Raw genomic sequence first — 15,779 nt, 5'->3', positions numbered from 1 at the left:
AAGGCTTTCTTCAGGAAATGCGACCCATTTTGCGCATCTCGTTGCGGTAATTTTTTCGCGGTTCACTGCGCCGATTGTGGTAGTGGTCCAGGGTCGGTGCGCACCATGCGTATCGCATCGAACGGGCAGCGCACCGCACACAGCGCGCAGCCCGTGCAGCCCGCCTCGTCGTGTAGCGTGGAGCGCTTGGGTCCCCAGGGCTGTGGCCCCTGCACCTGCAGCGACAGCACATGCGGGGGGCACACGCCTATGCACCAGCCGCAGCCAGTGCAGCGGTCGGTGTCGATGGCGGGCAGGGCCTTGCGTGCAGTCATGCGGGGCAGTGTGCGCCTGGAACACCGGACCCACAAGCCACGCGGTACAGTGCCCCCATGAATGAAGAAACCATCACCCGCCACCTGTTGATCACCGGCCATGTGCAGGGCGTGGGCTACCGCTGGTCCATGGTCCAGGCCGCCGAGCGCCTGGGCGTGCAGGGCTGGGTGCGCAACCGCAGCGACGGCCGGGTGGAGGCCTGCGCCTGGGGCAGCCCTCAGGCGGTGCAGGCCCTCGTCGATTGGGCGCAGCAGGGGCCCGCGCAGGCGCGGGTGGACCGCGTGGTGGTGGGCAATGTGCCCGATGGCGGCGAAGCGCCGCAGGGCTTCACGCAGCGCGAGACGGTATAGGTTTCAGGCGCGCAGGCCGAGCTGCTTGAGTAGCTCCATCGCCCCGGCTGGTGCCCGCTCCTTCGCGCCATTGATGAAGTACACGAACACATCGCGCGGGCGCTCGCCGCCGGTCCAGCTGCGCACGCCCTGGGCCCACTGCGCGATCGCCTCGGGCGTGTAGCCCGTGGGCACATCGGCCTGGCTGCGCATCAGGCGCAGGTAGGCGAAGTCGGCCTGTGCATCGGCGATGGCCGGGAATTTCTCGGAGTCGGTGTGCACCGGCACGCAGCCATAGCGGCGCGCCAGCTCGATGAAGACCGGCGTGGCAAAGCTCTCGTGCCGCACGTCCAGCACATGGCGCAGCGCGCGCCCGTCCACGGCCTGGGGCAGCAGCGCCAGAAAGGCCTCGAAATCCCCCGGCTCGAACTGCTTGGTGGGCATGAACTGCCAGACGATGGGGCCGAGCTTGTCCTTGAGCTCTGCGATGCCGCTGTCGACAAAGCGCGCGATCGAGTCGCCCGCATCGGCCAGCACGCGCCGGTTGGTGGCAAAGCGGTTGGCCTTGAGCGAGAACATGAAGCCATCGGGCGTGTCGCCATGCCACTTGGCAAAGGTCGGCGGCTTGAAGGTGCTGTAGTAGGTGCCGTTGACCTCGATGGCCGTGAGCTGGCGGCTGGCGTAGTGCAGCTCCTTGGCGTGCGACAGGCCGGCCGGGTAGAAGTTGTCGCGCCAGGGCTCGAAGGTCCAGCCGCCGATGCCGATGCGGATGTGCTGCTGCTGCTTGCTGTTGCTGCTGTCTGTCATGGCGTTCCCTGTCACGAGTCAATCCACGGAAAGGGCACTGTACCAGCGCTGTCCCCCAGCGCTACCGCGGCAGCTCCACCCGCGCTTCCAGCCCCTCGCCGCCACCCTCGCGCGGCGCCAGCACCAGGCGCCCGCCCAGCGCCTGCGCCAGCTCGTTCGCAATGGCCAGGCCCAGGCCCGTGCCGCCCGTGCCGCGGTTGCGCGAGTCCTCCAGGCGCACATAGGGCTGCAGCACGGCGGCCAGGTCGGCCTGGGGTATGCCCGGGCCGCGGTCCAGCACGCGCACGCGCCATGCGCCCTCCACGCCCTGTGCGCCCTTGTCACCCGCCTCCACGGCCAGCTCGGCGCTGCCCGCGAACTTGAGCGCGTTGTCCACCAGGTTGCACAGCAGCCGGCGCAGCGCCTGCGGGCGCGTGTCGCAGATGCCGTCTGCCGCGTGCAGCACGCGCACCGGCATGCCCGCGTCGGCATAGTCCATGGCCAGGCTCTCCACCAGCGCGCGCAGGTCCACGCGCTGCAGCGGCTCGCGCACGGCCTGGGGGGAGCGCGCGTAGGCAATGCCCTCCTCCACCAGCGCCTGCATCTCCGCCAGGTCGGCGTGCAGGCGCTCGCGCAGCGGCGCATCGTCGAGCAGGTCGGCGCGCAGCCGCAGGCGTGTGATGGGGGTCTGCAGGTCGTGCGACACCGCCGCCAGGATCTGCATGCGCTCCTGCAGGTGCGCCTGTATGCGCTGCTGCATGCGGTTGAAGGCCGCGGCGGCGCGCACCACCTCGCGCGGGCCGTCCTCGGCCATGGGGTTGGCCGGCTGCGCGGGGCCCAGCGCGTCGGCGGCGTCGGCCAGGGTGTTCAGCGGGCGCGTGGCCGCGCGCACGGCCCAGGCGCACAGGCCCACCAGCACCACCAGCTGCAGCGCCAGGGCCGCCAGCACCCAGGGCGACACCTGCAGCCGCGGCTCGTCCATGTCCACCGCCAGCGGCGTGCCGTCGGCCAGGCGCAGCTGCAGCCGCAGCTCGGTGCCCGGCACGCCGGGGTCCACCACCTGCACTGCGCGCCCAGGCGGCAGCGCGGCGGCCACGGCGCCCGCCACCATCACCGCCAGGGTCGATGGGCTGGCGGGCACCGGCAGTGGCTCGGCCAGCACGAAGCGGTAGTTGCGCCGCGCCAGGCGCGTGAGCCACTGGCCACGCTCTTCAGCGGGCAGGCGCTCCAGCACCGCCACCGAGCTGGCCACATCGCTCGCCAGGTAGCCCACCATGGCGCTGCGCATGCTCATGCTGCGCTCGGTCACCGCCAGCATGAAGGTCAGCGCATGCGCCAGCGCCAGGCCCAGGGCCAGCACCAGCAGGATGCGCCCGAACAGCGAGCCCGGCCACCAGCGCGTCATGCCCCAGGCCCCGCGTTCGTCGGTACGGGCTGCACCGCGGCGCAGAACACATAGCCCTCGTTGCGCACCGTCTTGATGTAGCGCGAGCCACGCACCCCGTCGCCCAGGCGCTGGCGCACGCGGCTCACCAGCAGGTCGATGGAGCGGTCGAACACCTCGGCATCGCGCCCCTGCGTCAGCTGTAGCAGCTGGTCGCGCGTGAGCACGCGCTGCGGGTGGTCCAGCAGCACGCGCAGCAGCCGGTACTCGGCCCCCGACAGCGCCACCACCGCGCCGCTCGCATCGAGCAGGTGGCGCGCCGTGGTGTCCAGCCGCCAGTCGCCAAAGGCGAGTTCGCGCACCGGCTCGGCCGCCGCCAGGTTGGGCGGCAGCATGCGCGTGCGCCGCAGCACCGCGTGGATGCGCGCCAGCAGCTCGCGCGCGGCAAAGGGCTTGGTCACGTAGTCGTCGGCGCCCAGTTCCAGGCCCAGGATGCGGTCGGCCTCGTCGCTGCGCGCCGTGAGCATGATGATGGGCAGCACCGGCGCCCCCGGGCCGCGCAGCTCGCGGCACAGGGTGATGCCGTCGGTGCCGGGCAGCATCAGGTCCAGCACCAAGAGGTCGATGCGCGTGCCCGCCAGCACCGCGCGCATCTGCCGCCCGTCGGCCGCCACGCTCACCTGCAGGCCCTGCTTGCGCAGGTACTGGGCCGCCAGCTCGCGGATGCCGGCGTCGTCGTCGACGATCAGTACATGGTCTTCAGGCTGCTGGTGCTGTTGCTGCATGGGGCCGATTCTCCGGGCAATGCGGGGGCATCCGCAGGGGGTTTGTATCCCAACTTGTCTGCGTGCGGTACCGACATGCCTGCACACCAAAAGGCCCCCGCAGGACAAATGCCCGATACCTGCGCTGGCTCCAATGCAGTCTTCCTGAACTTCACGAGGACGCCTTCCATGACACCGCAGTCTGCCATCGCCCGCCCCCTGCTGGCCGCGCTTGCCCTGCTGTCCGCCGCGCTGCCCGCCGGCGCCCAGCAGGCCGGCGCCGAACCCCGGGCCCCGCTGGGCCGCTGGGTCACCGAAAGCGGCAACCTCGAAGTGGAGATCGCCCCCTGCACCGCCGGCAGCCCCACCCTGTGCGGCAAGGTGGTGCGGGTCATGGCCAACCGCTCCATGGCCGGCCCCGGCCAGGCCGGCGAGTTCGCCGACAAGCGCCCCGCGCTGGGCATGACCATCCTCTCGGGCTTCAAGGAGAGCGGCGCCAACGAACACCAGGGCGAGATCTACAACCGCGAGAACGCCAAGACCTACAGCGCCACCCTCACCCCCGCCGGGCCCGACCAGCTGCGGGTGCACGCCTACGTGGGCATCGCGCTGTTCGGCAAGACCCAGGTGTGGCGCCGGCCCGCGCCCGCTGCCGCAGGGGCCCCGCCATGAGCACTGCCTGAGCTGCGCCTTTTTCCCATCCTCCCATCCCCCCTGTCCCTTCCCCTTTTTTCAGGAGAACTCCACCATGCCCCTTCCCCGCCGCGCCCTGTCGCTTGCCGTCGCCACGGCCCTTCTCGCCCTGGCCCAGGCCAGCGGCCATGCGCAGCCCACGCAGCTGCCGCCGCCCGACGCCACGGACCCGGTGGCGCTCAAGTTGATGCAGGGCTTTCCGCCCGCGCCCGACAAGCAGGTGCGGCTGGGCACCATCCTCAAGTACCCCAACGCCCGCTGGGCCCTGCACCACCTGCGCGAGCTGGGGCCCACCGCCAACATTGCGCGTGGCCCGGGCCCCGCGAGCGAACTGCAGGCTGCGCCGCGCGAGCTCGACGGCCTGGCCTTCCTCGACGACAAGGGCGCCCGCACCACGCTGGCCGAGTGGCAGAAGGCCACCTACACCGACGGCCTGCTGGTCATGCACCAGGGCCGCGTGGTGTACGAGCGCCACTACGTCGGCAACCAGCCGCACGTGCCGCATGTGCTGTGGTCCATGAGCAAGTCGCTCACCGGCCTGCTGGCCACCGAGCTGATCCGCGAGGGCCTGATCGACCCCGCCGCCCTCGTCACCCGCTACCTGCCCGAGCTGGCGGGCAGCGCCTGGGCCGACGCCACCGTGCAGCAGACGCTGGACATGACCACCGGCGTGAACTACGCCGAGGACTTTGCCAACCCCCAATCGGGCATCTTCCAGTACCTCATCGCCGCCGGCCTGGTGCCCGCGCCCGCCAACTATCCCGGTGCCAAGGCCATGCTCGACTACCTGCCCACGGTGCAGAAGGAGGGTGAGCACGGCAAGGGCTTTTATTACAAGTCGGTGGACACCGAGGTCATCGGCTGGATCCTGCAGCGTGTGACCGGCAAGCGCTTTTCCACCCTGCTGTCCGAACGCATCTGGGCCCCGCTGGGTGCCGAGCAGGACGGCTATGTGTGGGCCGACCCCACGGGGGCGCAGTCCACCAGCGTGGGCATCAACGCCACGCTGCGCGACCTGGGCCGCCTGGGCGAAATGCTGCGCCAGAACGGTTACTACAACCACAAGCAGGTCGTCTCCCCCGCCACCGTGGCCGAGCTGCGCAAGGGCGCCGACCCCGAGAAGTTCAAGGCCGCCGGCCAGACCATGCGCAACGGCTACTCGTACCACAACCACTGGTGGCTGCCGCACGACGTGGACGGAACGTTCGAGGCCAAGGGCCTCATGGGCCAGCACATCCACATCAACCCGGCCGCACAGCTGGTGGTGGTCAAGCTCTCGTCGCACCCCATCCCCAACACGGCGTTCACGCACAACTACGACCGTCTGGCCTTCGCCGCACTGGCTGGCGCCTTGCGCTGAGCGCTGACCCCTGCGCAGCCCCGCAGGGCCGGGGCTGCGCTTTTCCACAAGAAGACACTGCACAAGGAGACCTTCACCCATGCACCCCCAACCCTGGCTGGCCAGCTACGGCACCATCCCCGCCCACATCGACGCCGACGCGCACCGCTCCCTCGTGCACCTGCTCGACGTGGCCATGCTGCGCTACGCCCACCACCCGGCATTCACCAGCCTGGGGCAGACGCTGACCTATGCCGACGTGGACCACCTCTCCCGCGCGTTCGCGGCCTACCTGCAGAACGTGCTGCAGGTGCGCAAGGGTGACCGCATCGCCGTGATGTGCCCCAACCTCCTGGCCTTCCCCATCGTGCTGCTGGGCATTGCCCGGGCCGGGGGGGTGCAGGTCAACGTGAACCCCCTGTACACCCCGCGCGAGCTGGAGCACCAGCTGCACGATGCCGGCGCCAAGGTCCTCGTCATCTATGCCGGCGCCACCGCCACGCTGGCGGCCATCCAGGGCCGGGTGGACCTGCACAGAGTCATCACCGTGGAGCCTGGCGATGGTGGCCCGGCAGCGCTGCCCGGCCCGCCCGTGGATGCCGGCCTGGCGCTGCCCACCACGGCGCTGGCCAAGGCCCTGGCACAGGGCGCGGGCCTGTCCTTCAAGCCACTGCGGCTGGCGGGGGACGACCTGCTCTTTCTGCAGTACACCGGCGGCACCACGGGCCTGTCCAAAGGGGCCATGCTCACGCACCGCAACCTGGTGGCCAATGTGGAGCAGTTCAAGGCCTTCATGCCCGACGCCCTGCGCCCCGGGCAGGAGGCCATCGTCACCGCCATACCGCTGTACCACATCTTCGCGCTGATGGTGAACCTGGTCACCTACTTCTCGGTGGGCGCGCACAACTGGCTGGTGCCCAACCCGCGCGACCTCGACGCCCTGATCGGCGTGATGAAGGCCGCGCGCCCCAGCGTGTTCATGGGCGTCAACACCCTGTACGCAGGCCTGGCCGCGCACCCGCGCACGCAGGAGATCGATTTTTCCAACCTGCGGCTGGCGGGTGGCGGGGGCTCCGCCATCATCGCCTCGGTATCTGCCCGGTGGCAGGCCCTCACGGGCCAGTTCATCCGCGAAGGCTACGGGCTCAGCGAGACCAGCCCCGTCGTCACCTTCAACCCTGCCTACGTCGGCGAATTCACCGGCACCACCGGCCTGCCCCTGCCGTCGACCGACGTGCAACTGCGCGACGACAACGACCACCCGGTGCCCGTGGGCGCGGCGGGCGAGGTCTGCGTGAAGGGCCCGCAGGTCATGTCCGGCTACTGGCAAAAGCCCGATGCCAATGCCGCCGCCTTCACGGCAGACGGGTACTTTCGCACCGGCGACATCGGGCAGCTGGACGAGCGCGGCTTTCTCAAGATCGTGGACCGCAAGAAGGACATGGTCCTCGTCTCAGGCTTCAACGTCTTTCCCAACGAGGTCGAGGCCGTGGCCACCGGCTGCCCTGGCGTGCTCGAATGCGCCTGCATCGGCGTGCCCGACGACAAGACCGGGGAGGCCCTGCGCCTGTACGTGGTGCGCATGGCCGAGGTGCGCGTGAGCGCCCAGGACATTGCCGAGCACTGCCGCCGGGAGCTCACCCCCTACAAGGTGCCCCGGCAGATCGTGTTTGTCGATGCACTGCCCAAGTCCAGCGTGGGCAAGATTTTGCGGCGGGAGCTGCGCGAGCTGGCGTAGAGCCGCCGCGCCCGGCCGCCGCGCCGGTCGGTCACTGCACCAGCGTGGCCGTCAGCGTGATCTCCGGCACCGCGGCCAGCGCCTTCGACAGCGGGCAGTTGGCCTTGGCATCGGCCGCCAGCTTCTGGAAGGCCGCATCGTCCAGCCCTGGCGCCTTGGCCTTGAGCGTGAGCGCGATGCGGTCGATAACGAAGCCATCGCCCTCCTTGGTCAGCCGCACTGCCGCCGTGGTGTCGATCACCTCGGTGGCGATGCCCGCCTTTTCGGCCGCAAAGGCAAACGCCATGGTGAAGCACGAGGCATGCGCCGCACCCACGATCTCCTCGGGGTTGGTGCCCTTGCGGTCATCGCCAAAGCGGCTGCCAAAGCCATAGGGGTGCTTGTCGAGCGCACCGGTCTCGGTGCTCACCTGGCCCTGGCCGGTTTTGCCGGCACCTTCCCAATGAACACTGGCTTTCTTTTCAGACATGGTTCGGCTCCTGTAAATGCAAAGGGTCTATCGAACCATGCCCCGGTCGATCGGCCGGTCGGATGCGGCGGGCAAAGCGGGTGCGCAATGTCCTACAGGTACTCACCAGCGCGCAATGAGAAAAGGCCCTTGCGGGCCCTTTGAGGATGTGGGTGGCGGATCTGCCCAGCCCGATCAAGGCGCGCTCAGCACCTGCTGGCGCTTGGTTTCGTACTCACCCGAGGTGATCAGGTTGGCGTCGCGCATCTGCTTGAGCCACTGCAGGCGCGATTCCTTCTTGCTGGCAGATGCGGGCGCTGCGGCGGCAGCCGTTGCTGCAGGCGTGGGCTGGGCAGGGCTCACCACGGCCACGGTGGCGGGGGCGGGCACGCTTTGCGCTGGGGGGGCTGCTGCTGGCTCGGCAACGCGGCGCACTGGCCTGGCGTCGGACGCGAAAGGCATCGACATCGCGGCGGTGGCCGTGGGTGAAGCAGGCCTTGGCCCAGGCGCTGCTGCTGCGGGCGCTGCGGCGCGGGCCACCGGCTTGGAGTCGGGCATGAACGGCATCGTCACCGTGGCGCCTGCCGGCGCTGGCGCAGACCCGGGGGCGGGCGCGGTACCCGGTGCCGGGGCGGATGCAAGTGCCGGCACCGGCGTCGACACCGGTGTCGGGGTTGGTACAACGGCCGTCGCCACGCCGCCCGCCGGTGCGAAGGCCAGGCCTGGCTTCGCCGCAATCATCTTGGAGGCCAGCACCCCCTGGCGGCCCCGGGCCTCGTCGGTCTGGGTGAGGTTGCTGCGCGCCTGGAACAGGCCCATCTTCACCTCTTGCCACACAAAGTAGTTCTTGGCCGCCTGCACGTCGATGCTGATGGAGGCCTGGTTCTCGGCCATCGACTCGATGGTGTACCGGCCCGGTGCCACGTTCAGGTAGAAGAAGCTCTTGGGCCCCGTGTAGCCCAGGTTCTGGTTGTTGACGTTCACCGGCATGGAGATCGCACCGCCGAACAGCTCGTCGCGGAAGATGTACAGAGAGGCCGATTCGGCCTGGGGTGCGAACTGCTTGGCCTTGGCCTCTTGGTCCACGGAGGCCCTTGGCACCTGCGCGCAGCCCACCAGGGCCAGCGCGGCAATGAACAAGGCAAGCGCACGGAAATATCTCGTCAGGAAACGCATGATGGATGTTGGACTCTTTGTTGGGTGGTACTGCGCTCCCCACGCAGGCGGGCATACCCGCCCGCGCACTCTAGCATCGGGTTGCAACTGCTTACAGCGGGGTGCAGCAACTTAGGCGCGTGTGCCTATGGACTGTGCGGCGGGCACAACATCCCCCCTCTAGGCGATTGACGGGGCTCTTCAGGCAGGGCCAATTTGCGCCAGCCACCGCCCCGGCGCCATGCCCACCTGGCCCTTGAAGCGCCGCGTCAGGTGGCTTTGGTCGGCAAAGCCGCAGGCCGCCGCCACATCGGCCACCGCGCCGCCCTGCCGCAGGGCGGCCTGCACCTGGCGAATGCGCACCATGTTCAGGTAGGCGTGCGGGGCCATGCCATAGGTGGCGGTGAAGGCGCGCGTCAGGTGCGCGCGCGACAGCCCCGCCTGCGTGGCCAGGTCCTGCACCGTCACATCGTCGGCAAAGTGCGCATCCAGGTACTCGCGCACCAGGGCCATGCGCTGGCGGCCTGCGTCCAGGCCGGCCGTCGCCCAGGGCCGCCGCAGCTCGCCATGCCGGCCCAGCAGCGCCACCATGGCCGCGGCCGTGCGCTCCTCGCCGTGCAATGACTCCTGCCGCTCGGCCACCGCTGCCACGGCCTGTTGCAGCAGCAGCGCGCCCTGCGGGTCGTGCACCAGCGGCGCCTTGAAGTAGCGGGTGGCCATGCCGTGGCTGCGGCTGTCACCCGCAGCATCGCGGTCGCCCATCCACGCATGCACCAGCGCGGCATCCACATACAGCATGGAGTAGCCAAACCCCGCCTCCGTGCCCCGGCTGCCGTCGTGCGGCTCATCGGGGTTGAACAGGATCACATCGCCCGCCAGGCTGGCGTGGCGCGCACCCCGGCAGGCGAAGGTCTGCACGCCCGAGCGCGTGACGCCTATCGAATACGTTTCGTGGCTGTGCCGCTCGAACCGGTGCTGCGTGAAATGCGCGTTGAGCAGCGTGACCCCGCCCGAGGCCAGCGGCCGCAACTCGGCCCAGTCGCGCTGGCTGGGCGATGAGGGAGACGAAGAGGAGGAGGAGGAGCTTGGGTCCCCGGCGTGCATGCAACAAATGTACAAGACCGCCCTGCGCCTGGTGGCGACACTGCAGGCACCAACCCGCTCATCCACGCGGTAATGCCAACAACCAAAGCCATCCCATGCCTGACACCACCAGCAGCATCCCCACCCCCGTCCCAGCCATCGACCTGGCCCACAAGCTCACCCAGTTCACCGAGCACTGGGCCCCGCGCACCTTGGCCGAGTTCAACGGCCACGACATCATGGTCGCCAAGATCGAGGGCGAGTACCAGTGGCACAGCCACCCTGACACCGACGACTTCTTTCTCGTGCTGCAAGGCACCGTGGAGATCGACCTGCCCGGCGGCGCCATGGTCACCCTGCACCCCGGCCAGCTCTACGTGGTGCCCAAGGGGGTGGAGCACCGGCCGCGCGCCAGCGCCGAAGCGCATATTTTGCTCATCGAATCGACCGGCACGCCCAACAGCGGCGATGCGGCCACGGCTGCGCCGCGCAGGGTGCTGTAGGCAGGCCCTTCCCTCTGGCACGGCATTGGGCCGTTTGCCTACGCCATGCCGGCGCAGGCCCATGGACCATGGAGTTCCACCCCCAACACGACAAGGAGCACACCATGGCCCGAGACAACACCACCATCAACCACGACCTCAACCCCGATCCCATCACCGGCGCACCCGGCGCCCACCCCGTCGGCACCGGCATCGGCGCTGCGGGCGGTGCGGTTACCGGCGCGGCTGCTGGCTCGCTGGGCGGCCCCATCGGCACCGCAGTGGGTGCCGTGGTCGGCGCCGTCGTGGGCGGCCTGGCCGGCAAGGGTGCGGCAGAAGCCGTCAACCCCACGGCCGAAGACGCCTACTGGCGCGACGCCCATGGCCGCCAGCCCTACTACTCCGACGCGTACAACTACGAAGACTATGCGCCCGCCTACCGCCACGGCTACCAGAGCGTGATCGACGGGCGCAGCGACTGGGACGAGGCGCGCGGCCATTTGCAGACGCGCTGGGAGTTGGACCGTGCGACCAGCCGTCTGAGCTGGCAGGACGCCGAACCCGCAGCCAAGGCCGCTTGGGAGCGCGCGGACCGCATCTGGAAGCAGACCAAGCAAGAGTGATCAGCACGGCCTTGCTTGCCTTCAACCGCCTGACGTCGTTCGGGCGCCGCGCGGTGCTACGGCACTGTCTGCGGCTTCCTGACTGGTCTTGCGGTCGAATGCAAACGCCCATGAGCGCGGCTCGGAGCCGCGCCTAGCTGCAACTGATCAGCCGATCACCTCAACCACCTTGCCGGTCGAATCCTTGATCGTCGTTTTCTCCACCACCCACTCCACCTGCGGCATCAGCGGCAGCACATAGCTGCCCTGGCGCGGCTGCAGCGTCTGCGCCAGTTGCTGCACCGTGGCATCGGTCAGGCGCAGCACCACGGCGTTATCGCCCTCGCCCTGCCACTCCACCGCATTGCCGCCATCGACGCCTGCAGCAGCAGGCTCCAGCAGCATCTGCCATTCATGCCCCGCCACCCGCAGCGGGCGGCCAAACGGCAGGCGCAGCGGCAGCAGGGCCACCAGTTCGTCCACCTGGCGGGCACCCAGGGTCACCTGCGTCAGCGGCTTGCGCAGCAGGCGTTTGGTCTGCTGCAGGCCCAGCACATCGGTGAACAAGAAGCCGCTGGCCGAGCCATCCCGCTGCAAGCCCTCGTCCACCTGCTGCTTCACGGCCGGGTGGGCCAGCAGCGAGGCGCGGCCCAGGTCCGTGATCCACAGCGGCATGTGCGGCAGCAGCGCATCGAGCAAATGGCGCGTGCGCCACTGCTTGGCCGCGCGCTCCTCGTCCAGCGTCAGGCCCACCACCTGTAAAAATGCCACGGACCCATGGGGCGTGGCCAGCAGCTCGGCCAGCTCCGGGTCGGTGGCAAAGCCCATGGAGCAGATCTGCGTGGCCTGGCCCAGCGCAATGGGGCCGTTGGCGGTCATCCAATCGCCGTCCTTGAACCGATTGCCGCTCTGGAACACATAGCGCGCCAGGTTCTGCAGAAAGTTAATCGCCCATACCGGGGGCTCGGCATCGGCCGCAGTGTCGGGCGCTATGGCCAGCCTGAAGGTCAGCTCGAACCCATAGCCGCTCACCTCCGGGTCATCGGACTCCTTGGCGTACAACTCGCTGAACCCATAGGTCACAAAGTGCCAGTGCGGCATCGGGTCGGTGCGTCGCCACGCGCTGATGCCGTCCAGCGGGTCCGGCCCGCCCAGCATGTAATTGATGATCGTGCCGTAGTGCTTGGGCTGCTGGCCAGGGTAGAGCTGGCCCAGCCGGTCGGAGATGGCGTCCCAGCCGGGGGAGGCATCGTCGGTATCGTCGATGGTGGTTGAGTTCATGTCTGTGAAATGCACGGGGACGAGAGCTGGTTTCAGTTGAAGCTTGCGCGATAGGTGACCGGGTCCAATGAACAGTGTTGTTCAAGCGCTCCCACCAAAGCAAACAAGCGGGGAGTCTTCCTGAACTCAAATAGGCGATACAGGTGGAATTGGTCTTTGGCTTTGCTTGAGAGCGTGAGCTCCCCCCTCGACACAAAGAACGGCGTGTCTTTACCAAACGTCGTGGTCTTCACTTCCACGAATCGCTCGCGACCGTCCGTTTCATACGACAGCACATCAAACCCTAGCCCATCACCTTTGGTGCGAGAGACGTGTTCCACACGGTCTGCGAGTTTTGGTTGGCCCAACTGGTTGAGTCGCCAGTGTTCATACTGGAGGACGAACTCTTCCCCCGCCAATCCGAGCGATTGGTTCCGTGCTTCCCGCTCCAGATAGTCTCTTTTGACTCCCGCGAAACTGAGAAGTGTTTGCGCCTCGGCGGCCCGGTGTTGTCTGATCGGTGCCTGCGCTTTCACCTGTGAGAAATCTGATTGCAAAGGAGCGATGGCAGGCTGTTGAACCGCAACCATCGCCGCTTGGTCAAGCGCTGGTCTCGCGCCTACTTGCGCTTCCAGCACGGTAAGCAAGAGCGCTTGAAAATTCGACCGTGATTGATAGCCCCGAATGTATGGGAACCCCAGCGCAAGCATGGCTGCACTGATGTTGCCGTGCTTGAACTCTATTGATCCATCTGAGCGGCCATTGAGTTTGGACTGCAGTGCGCGGCGGTGCGCTGTCTTGCTGTAGCTTTGGCCGGCAAGCTCCAACGTCAGCATGTGGAGGTAGTCTGCGACGATGGCCTCAACTTCTTCCCTCGACCAATCCATCCCCACCTCCTTCTCACATTGGGCCCCCTGATAGTGGGGTGCCGCGCTATTAGAGCACCGTCAACATTTCTGCGACCACAGCGAACTCCTCGTCCTCGCCAACCTCCAGCACGATCGTTTCAAATCCGGGGCTGTCCGTCTCTGGCCACAGCTCTATGCGCGTATGGCGCCACGTCCCATCCGCTGCCATAACCTTCTCACTTGAATATCGTTTGATGGTGTAGCTGCCGCCGGTTTCGGGATCATCGATGCTGCGGTGCTGAACCACCACAATCTTGCCGTTGCGAGTACCCCCTGGTGCTGCGCGGAAGAGGCACCAAGAGCCGTTGGGTATCCGCTTGTTCATGGACTCGCCCACCACTTGGGCTACAAAAAAGCCGGGCTGGTAGGGAATCCAGTCCGGTAGCTCGATCCAGTCTTGCGCACCTTGTTCGAGCGACTGCGATTCAGAGAATGAGCCGGCCGCAAATCGCAGGTCGATCAGCGGAGCTGCATTCTTTCCTGCGGCCCGTTCGGCAGCGGTCACCACAAGCAGTGGGATGACGTTGCTTGCTGGTGCTTTCGCAGCCACTGCCCTGTCAACATGTTCAACAAGTTGCTCCGTGATGACGCCACGCAAGCGCGAACGCAGGTACTCCGCCAGAGGGCGGTCTGTGCAGTACACAAAACACCCGCGCATTCCGCGCGTCATCAGTGTGCGGTATGTGTTCTTGATGATGCGGTCCGCCATCTCTCGGGCAGCGACAGGGTCCTTCTTCATCAGGGTTTTCAAACCCTTGATGGATTTGTCAGACCGGGCACGCCCGTCGGCATTTGGCTGTATCTGACCATCCTTGTACACAAGGTCCGGACCGATGATCACGCCAACATAGTCCAGCTCCAGCCCCTGACAGGTGTGGATGCAGCCCACCTGTTCCACGGAGCCGGGCGTCACAATCCAGAGGCTACCGTCTTGACTGAGATTCCAGCGGCGCTGATACCCGTACTCAGGGATATCGATGTCATATGCCTGCGGATCGGTCTTGCTAGGCCAGCCCCAGCAGTAACCCGCCACCACCCGGGCCTTATTGGCAGCTTGGTTCTTTTTGTGGATCAGCTCGTGCAACTCGGTCGGGCTGTCGACCACACGGAAGTCGTACTCTGTGGTGTCGAGGGTCTGATTGGCTGTGGAGCGAATGGCAAGGGTGTCGTCCAGCCACGCCATGTAGCCGTCCGATCCGCTGCATCGAAACTGCGATGCCAAGTTCAATTCGGTCACCTGCGCGTCTAGCGCGGCGGCCCACTTGCGCAACTCGCCGGTGTGCCCGATGTCCGAGATGGTGACGCGTTGATCGTCATCCACAAAGAACACACTGCACCGTGCCGAGGTGATGATCTCCTTGACTTGGTTTTCACCCAGGTTGCCGTACAGGCCAGACTTCTCGTTGAGCCGGTGCGCTTCGTCCACGAGCAGCGCATCGAAACTATCCGTCGCAGGATCGGTGAATCCGCCAGAGCCGCTGAACAGGTTGCTGATGCGGGTCTTCTTGAACGTACCCGTGAGCTTCGCTTCGAACACTGCGCGTGGCGCGGCGTTCTTCGATACATAGCGGGCATTCCGTCCCTTGCCGATCAGCGCCGCCAGCAGATTGATGGCCACCACCGATTTGCCGGTGCCGGGGCCGCCTTGCACGATGACCACCTGCTTCGGTCCGTTGACCGCCTTGGCCTCTGCCTCCAGCGCGCTTTCATAGACCAGCTTCTGGTCGTCGATTAGCACGAATTCGCTTTTACCTTGCAGCAGGCCGACCACGGCATCTGCCAGCATCTTCGATGGCTGGATGCGGCCATGCTCGATGCGGTACAGCAGGTTTTTGCTGTCCCCATGCCGCACATGCTGGCGAATGAAGGCCTGCAGCCGATCTCGCTCGGGCTTGAGAAATAGGGGCGCCTTGCCGATGTGGGGTGTGTAGCTCGGGTGGTCGATCACCCCATCGCGCTCTGGATAGTTGTGCAGGTAGGCGCACGGTTGCAGCACCATCCCATCATCTAGTACGGCGGTATTGAAGTCGTTGAGCAGTGCCGCGTAGGACCAGGCCTGGTACGAGGGATGCGCGCCTTCGCTTTCGCCGGCCCGCCCTCCTCGCCGCGCCCAAATGATCCCGTCTTTCTCACTCACGCGCGCTTCGGACCATTGCTTGAGTTCGACGATGACCACCTTGGGTTGGCGCTGCTCGTCCAAGCCCGTGATCAGGAAATCGATGCGCTTGGCCGTTTGCGGCACCTGGTACTCGATGGCCACGCCTGCATCGTCGGGAATCTCGTCGTCGTAAAGCACCTTCGCCATGTGCGACAGCGAATTGGTCCAAGACCGCAGCTCGGCGGGGCCAACGTTCTGGCCGGTAGCGTGCTTGTAGTGCTTGGAGACAACGTCTTCGATGCTGTCCGCAAATGCGTGCTGCAGAAACTTCCGCTTGTTGGCTTGGTAGATGATCACCCGCGATGCACTCCCCTGTACTTTGAACCGCTAGCCCC

General features: G+C 67.1%; 16 protein-coding genes. 6 read left to right on the top strand and 10 right to left on the bottom strand.

Going from position 1 to position 15,779, the window contains the following annotated elements:
* Window positions 1-62: 62 nt before the first annotated feature.
* Window positions 63-314, bottom strand: coding sequence for an ATP-binding protein (locus tag AC07PF_RS06350; RefSeq protein ID WP_471635234.1), 252 nt, complete (start codon window positions 312-314; stop codon window positions 63-65).
* 57 nt (window positions 315-371) lie between these two features.
* Between AC07PF_RS06350 and AC07PF_RS06345 the strand changes: the two genes are divergently transcribed.
* The gene (locus AC07PF_RS06345) at window positions 372-665 is read left to right on the top strand and encodes an acylphosphatase (protein ID WP_494603583.1); all 294 of its coding nucleotides are present in this window, start codon (window positions 372-374) and stop codon (window positions 663-665) included.
* A gap of 3 nt (window positions 666-668) precedes the next feature.
* Here the strand turns inward: AC07PF_RS06345 and AC07PF_RS06340 are convergent, their stop codons facing one another.
* From AC07PF_RS06340 to AC07PF_RS06330, 3 genes are all read right to left on the bottom strand, one after another.
* On the bottom strand, window positions 669-1,451 hold the full coding sequence (locus AC07PF_RS06340) for a DUF72 domain-containing protein (protein WP_494611225.1): 783 nt from the start codon (window positions 1,449-1,451) through the stop codon (window positions 669-671).
* A gap of 61 nt (window positions 1,452-1,512) precedes the next feature.
* The gene (locus tag AC07PF_RS06335; RefSeq protein WP_494611224.1) at window positions 1,513-2,835 is read right to left on the bottom strand and encodes an ATP-binding protein; all 1,323 of its coding nucleotides are present in this window, start codon (window positions 2,833-2,835) and stop codon (window positions 1,513-1,515) included.
* Entirely contained in the window at window positions 2,832-3,599 is a 768-nt protein-coding gene (locus AC07PF_RS06330; protein WP_494611223.1) for a response regulator, read from the bottom strand. The genes AC07PF_RS06335 and AC07PF_RS06330 overlap by 4 nt, the downstream gene beginning before the upstream one ends.
* Before the next feature lie 168 nt (window positions 3,600-3,767).
* Between AC07PF_RS06330 and AC07PF_RS06325 the strand changes: the two genes are divergently transcribed.
* From AC07PF_RS06325 to AC07PF_RS06315, 3 genes are all read left to right on the top strand, one after another.
* Window positions 3,768-4,250, top strand: a complete 483-nt coding sequence (locus tag AC07PF_RS06325) for a DUF2147 domain-containing protein (protein WP_494603591.1) — start codon at window positions 3,768-3,770, stop codon at window positions 4,248-4,250.
* A 76-nt stretch (window positions 4,251-4,326) separates the two neighbouring features.
* On the top strand, window positions 4,327-5,631 hold the full coding sequence (locus AC07PF_RS06320) for a serine hydrolase domain-containing protein (RefSeq protein WP_494611222.1): 1,305 nt from the start codon (window positions 4,327-4,329) through the stop codon (window positions 5,629-5,631).
* Window positions 5,632-5,710: 79 nt separating this feature from the next.
* Complete coding sequence (locus tag AC07PF_RS06315) at window positions 5,711-7,348, top strand: AMP-binding protein (RefSeq protein WP_494611221.1); 1,638 nt, start codon at window positions 5,711-5,713, stop codon at window positions 7,346-7,348.
* A 31-nt stretch (window positions 7,349-7,379) separates the two neighbouring features.
* Here the strand turns inward: AC07PF_RS06315 and AC07PF_RS06310 are convergent, their stop codons facing one another.
* The 3 genes from AC07PF_RS06310 to AC07PF_RS06300 all read right to left on the bottom strand — a co-directional run bounded on the left by AC07PF_RS06310 (window position 7,380) and on the right by AC07PF_RS06300 (window position 10,055).
* On the bottom strand, window positions 7,380-7,817 hold the full coding sequence (locus AC07PF_RS06310) for an OsmC family protein (RefSeq protein ID WP_007854812.1): 438 nt from the start codon (window positions 7,815-7,817) through the stop codon (window positions 7,380-7,382).
* Between the two features lie 174 nt (window positions 7,818-7,991).
* Window positions 7,992-8,936, bottom strand: coding sequence for a DUF2846 domain-containing protein (locus AC07PF_RS06305; protein ID WP_494611220.1), 945 nt, complete (start codon window positions 8,934-8,936; stop codon window positions 7,992-7,994).
* 216 nt (window positions 8,937-9,152) lie between these two features.
* Window positions 9,153-10,055 carry an AraC family transcriptional regulator gene (locus AC07PF_RS06300; RefSeq protein ID WP_494611219.1) on the bottom strand — a complete coding sequence of 301 codons (903 nt, stop codon included), beginning with the start codon at window positions 10,053-10,055 and terminating at the stop codon, window positions 9,153-9,155.
* Between the two features lie 95 nt (window positions 10,056-10,150).
* On the opposite strand from AC07PF_RS06300, the gene AC07PF_RS06295 reads away from it, so the two are divergent.
* Both AC07PF_RS06295 and AC07PF_RS06290 read left to right on the top strand, forming a co-directional pair.
* Window positions 10,151-10,537, top strand: coding sequence for a cupin domain-containing protein (locus tag AC07PF_RS06295; protein ID WP_494611218.1), 387 nt, complete (start codon window positions 10,151-10,153; stop codon window positions 10,535-10,537).
* Between the two features lie 104 nt (window positions 10,538-10,641).
* Window positions 10,642-11,139: a hypothetical protein gene (locus tag AC07PF_RS06290; RefSeq protein WP_494611217.1), complete on the top strand. Its 498-nt coding sequence runs from the start codon at window positions 10,642-10,644 to the stop codon at window positions 11,137-11,139.
* 147 nt (window positions 11,140-11,286) lie between these two features.
* Here the strand turns inward: AC07PF_RS06290 and AC07PF_RS06285 are convergent, their stop codons facing one another.
* The 3 genes from AC07PF_RS06285 to AC07PF_RS06275 all read right to left on the bottom strand — a co-directional run bounded on the left by AC07PF_RS06285 (window position 11,287) and on the right by AC07PF_RS06275 (window position 15,741).
* Window positions 11,287-12,399, bottom strand: a complete 1,113-nt coding sequence (locus AC07PF_RS06285; protein ID WP_494611216.1) for a suppressor of fused domain protein — start codon at window positions 12,397-12,399, stop codon at window positions 11,287-11,289.
* A 32-nt stretch (window positions 12,400-12,431) separates the two neighbouring features.
* Window positions 12,432-13,214 carry a protein NO VEIN domain-containing protein gene (locus tag AC07PF_RS06280; protein ID WP_494611215.1) on the bottom strand — a complete coding sequence of 261 codons (783 nt, stop codon included), beginning with the start codon at window positions 13,212-13,214 and terminating at the stop codon, window positions 12,432-12,434.
* Between the two features lie 100 nt (window positions 13,215-13,314).
* Entirely contained in the window at window positions 13,315-15,741 is a 2,427-nt protein-coding gene (locus AC07PF_RS06275; protein WP_494611213.1) for a DNA/RNA helicase domain-containing protein, read from the bottom strand.
* Between the last annotated feature and the right edge of the window lie 38 nt (window positions 15,742-15,779).

It is taken from the genome of Acidovorax sp. GW821-FHT10A04 (genome assembly GCF_059415825.1).
The sequence above is the reverse complement of the archived record's forward strand: the minus strand, read 5'-3'. Positions and strand labels throughout refer to the sequence as shown.

What these genes read in the sequence shown, in the direction of transcription:
- AC07PF_RS06285 (WP_494611216.1), bottom strand. Translation starts at nt 12,399, where the DNA reads ATGAACTCAACCACCATCGACGATACCGACGATGCCTCCCCCGGCTGG.
- AC07PF_RS06345 (WP_494603583.1), top strand. Translation starts at nt 372, where the DNA reads ATGAATGAAGAAACCATCACCCGCCACCTGTTGATCACCGGCCATGTG.
- AC07PF_RS06315 (WP_494611221.1), top strand. Translation starts at nt 5,711, where the DNA reads ATGCACCCCCAACCCTGGCTGGCCAGCTACGGCACCATCCCCGCCCAC.
- AC07PF_RS06350 (WP_471635234.1), bottom strand. Translation starts at nt 314, where the DNA reads ATGACTGCACGCAAGGCCCTGCCCGCCATCGACACCGACCGCTGCACT.
- AC07PF_RS06340 (WP_494611225.1), bottom strand. Translation starts at nt 1,451, where the DNA reads ATGACAGACAGCAGCAACAGCAAGCAGCAGCAGCACATCCGCATCGGC.
- AC07PF_RS06300 (WP_494611219.1), bottom strand. Translation starts at nt 10,055, where the DNA reads ATGCACGCCGGGGACCCAAGCTCCTCCTCCTCCTCTTCGTCTCCCTCA.
- AC07PF_RS06330 (WP_494611223.1), bottom strand. Translation starts at nt 3,599, where the DNA reads ATGCAGCAACAGCACCAGCAGCCTGAAGACCATGTACTGATCGTCGAC.
- AC07PF_RS06320 (WP_494611222.1), top strand. Translation starts at nt 4,327, where the DNA reads ATGCCCCTTCCCCGCCGCGCCCTGTCGCTTGCCGTCGCCACGGCCCTT.
- AC07PF_RS06310 (WP_007854812.1), bottom strand. Translation starts at nt 7,817, where the DNA reads ATGTCTGAAAAGAAAGCCAGTGTTCATTGGGAAGGTGCCGGCAAAACC.
- AC07PF_RS06290 (WP_494611217.1), top strand. Translation starts at nt 10,642, where the DNA reads ATGGCCCGAGACAACACCACCATCAACCACGACCTCAACCCCGATCCC.
- AC07PF_RS06280 (WP_494611215.1), bottom strand. Translation starts at nt 13,214, where the DNA reads ATGCTGACGTTGGAGCTTGCCGGCCAAAGCTACAGCAAGACAGCGCAC.
- AC07PF_RS06295 (WP_494611218.1), top strand. Translation starts at nt 10,151, where the DNA reads ATGCCTGACACCACCAGCAGCATCCCCACCCCCGTCCCAGCCATCGAC.
- AC07PF_RS06325 (WP_494603591.1), top strand. Translation starts at nt 3,768, where the DNA reads ATGACACCGCAGTCTGCCATCGCCCGCCCCCTGCTGGCCGCGCTTGCC.
- AC07PF_RS06335 (WP_494611224.1), bottom strand. Translation starts at nt 2,835, where the DNA reads ATGACGCGCTGGTGGCCGGGCTCGCTGTTCGGGCGCATCCTGCTGGTG.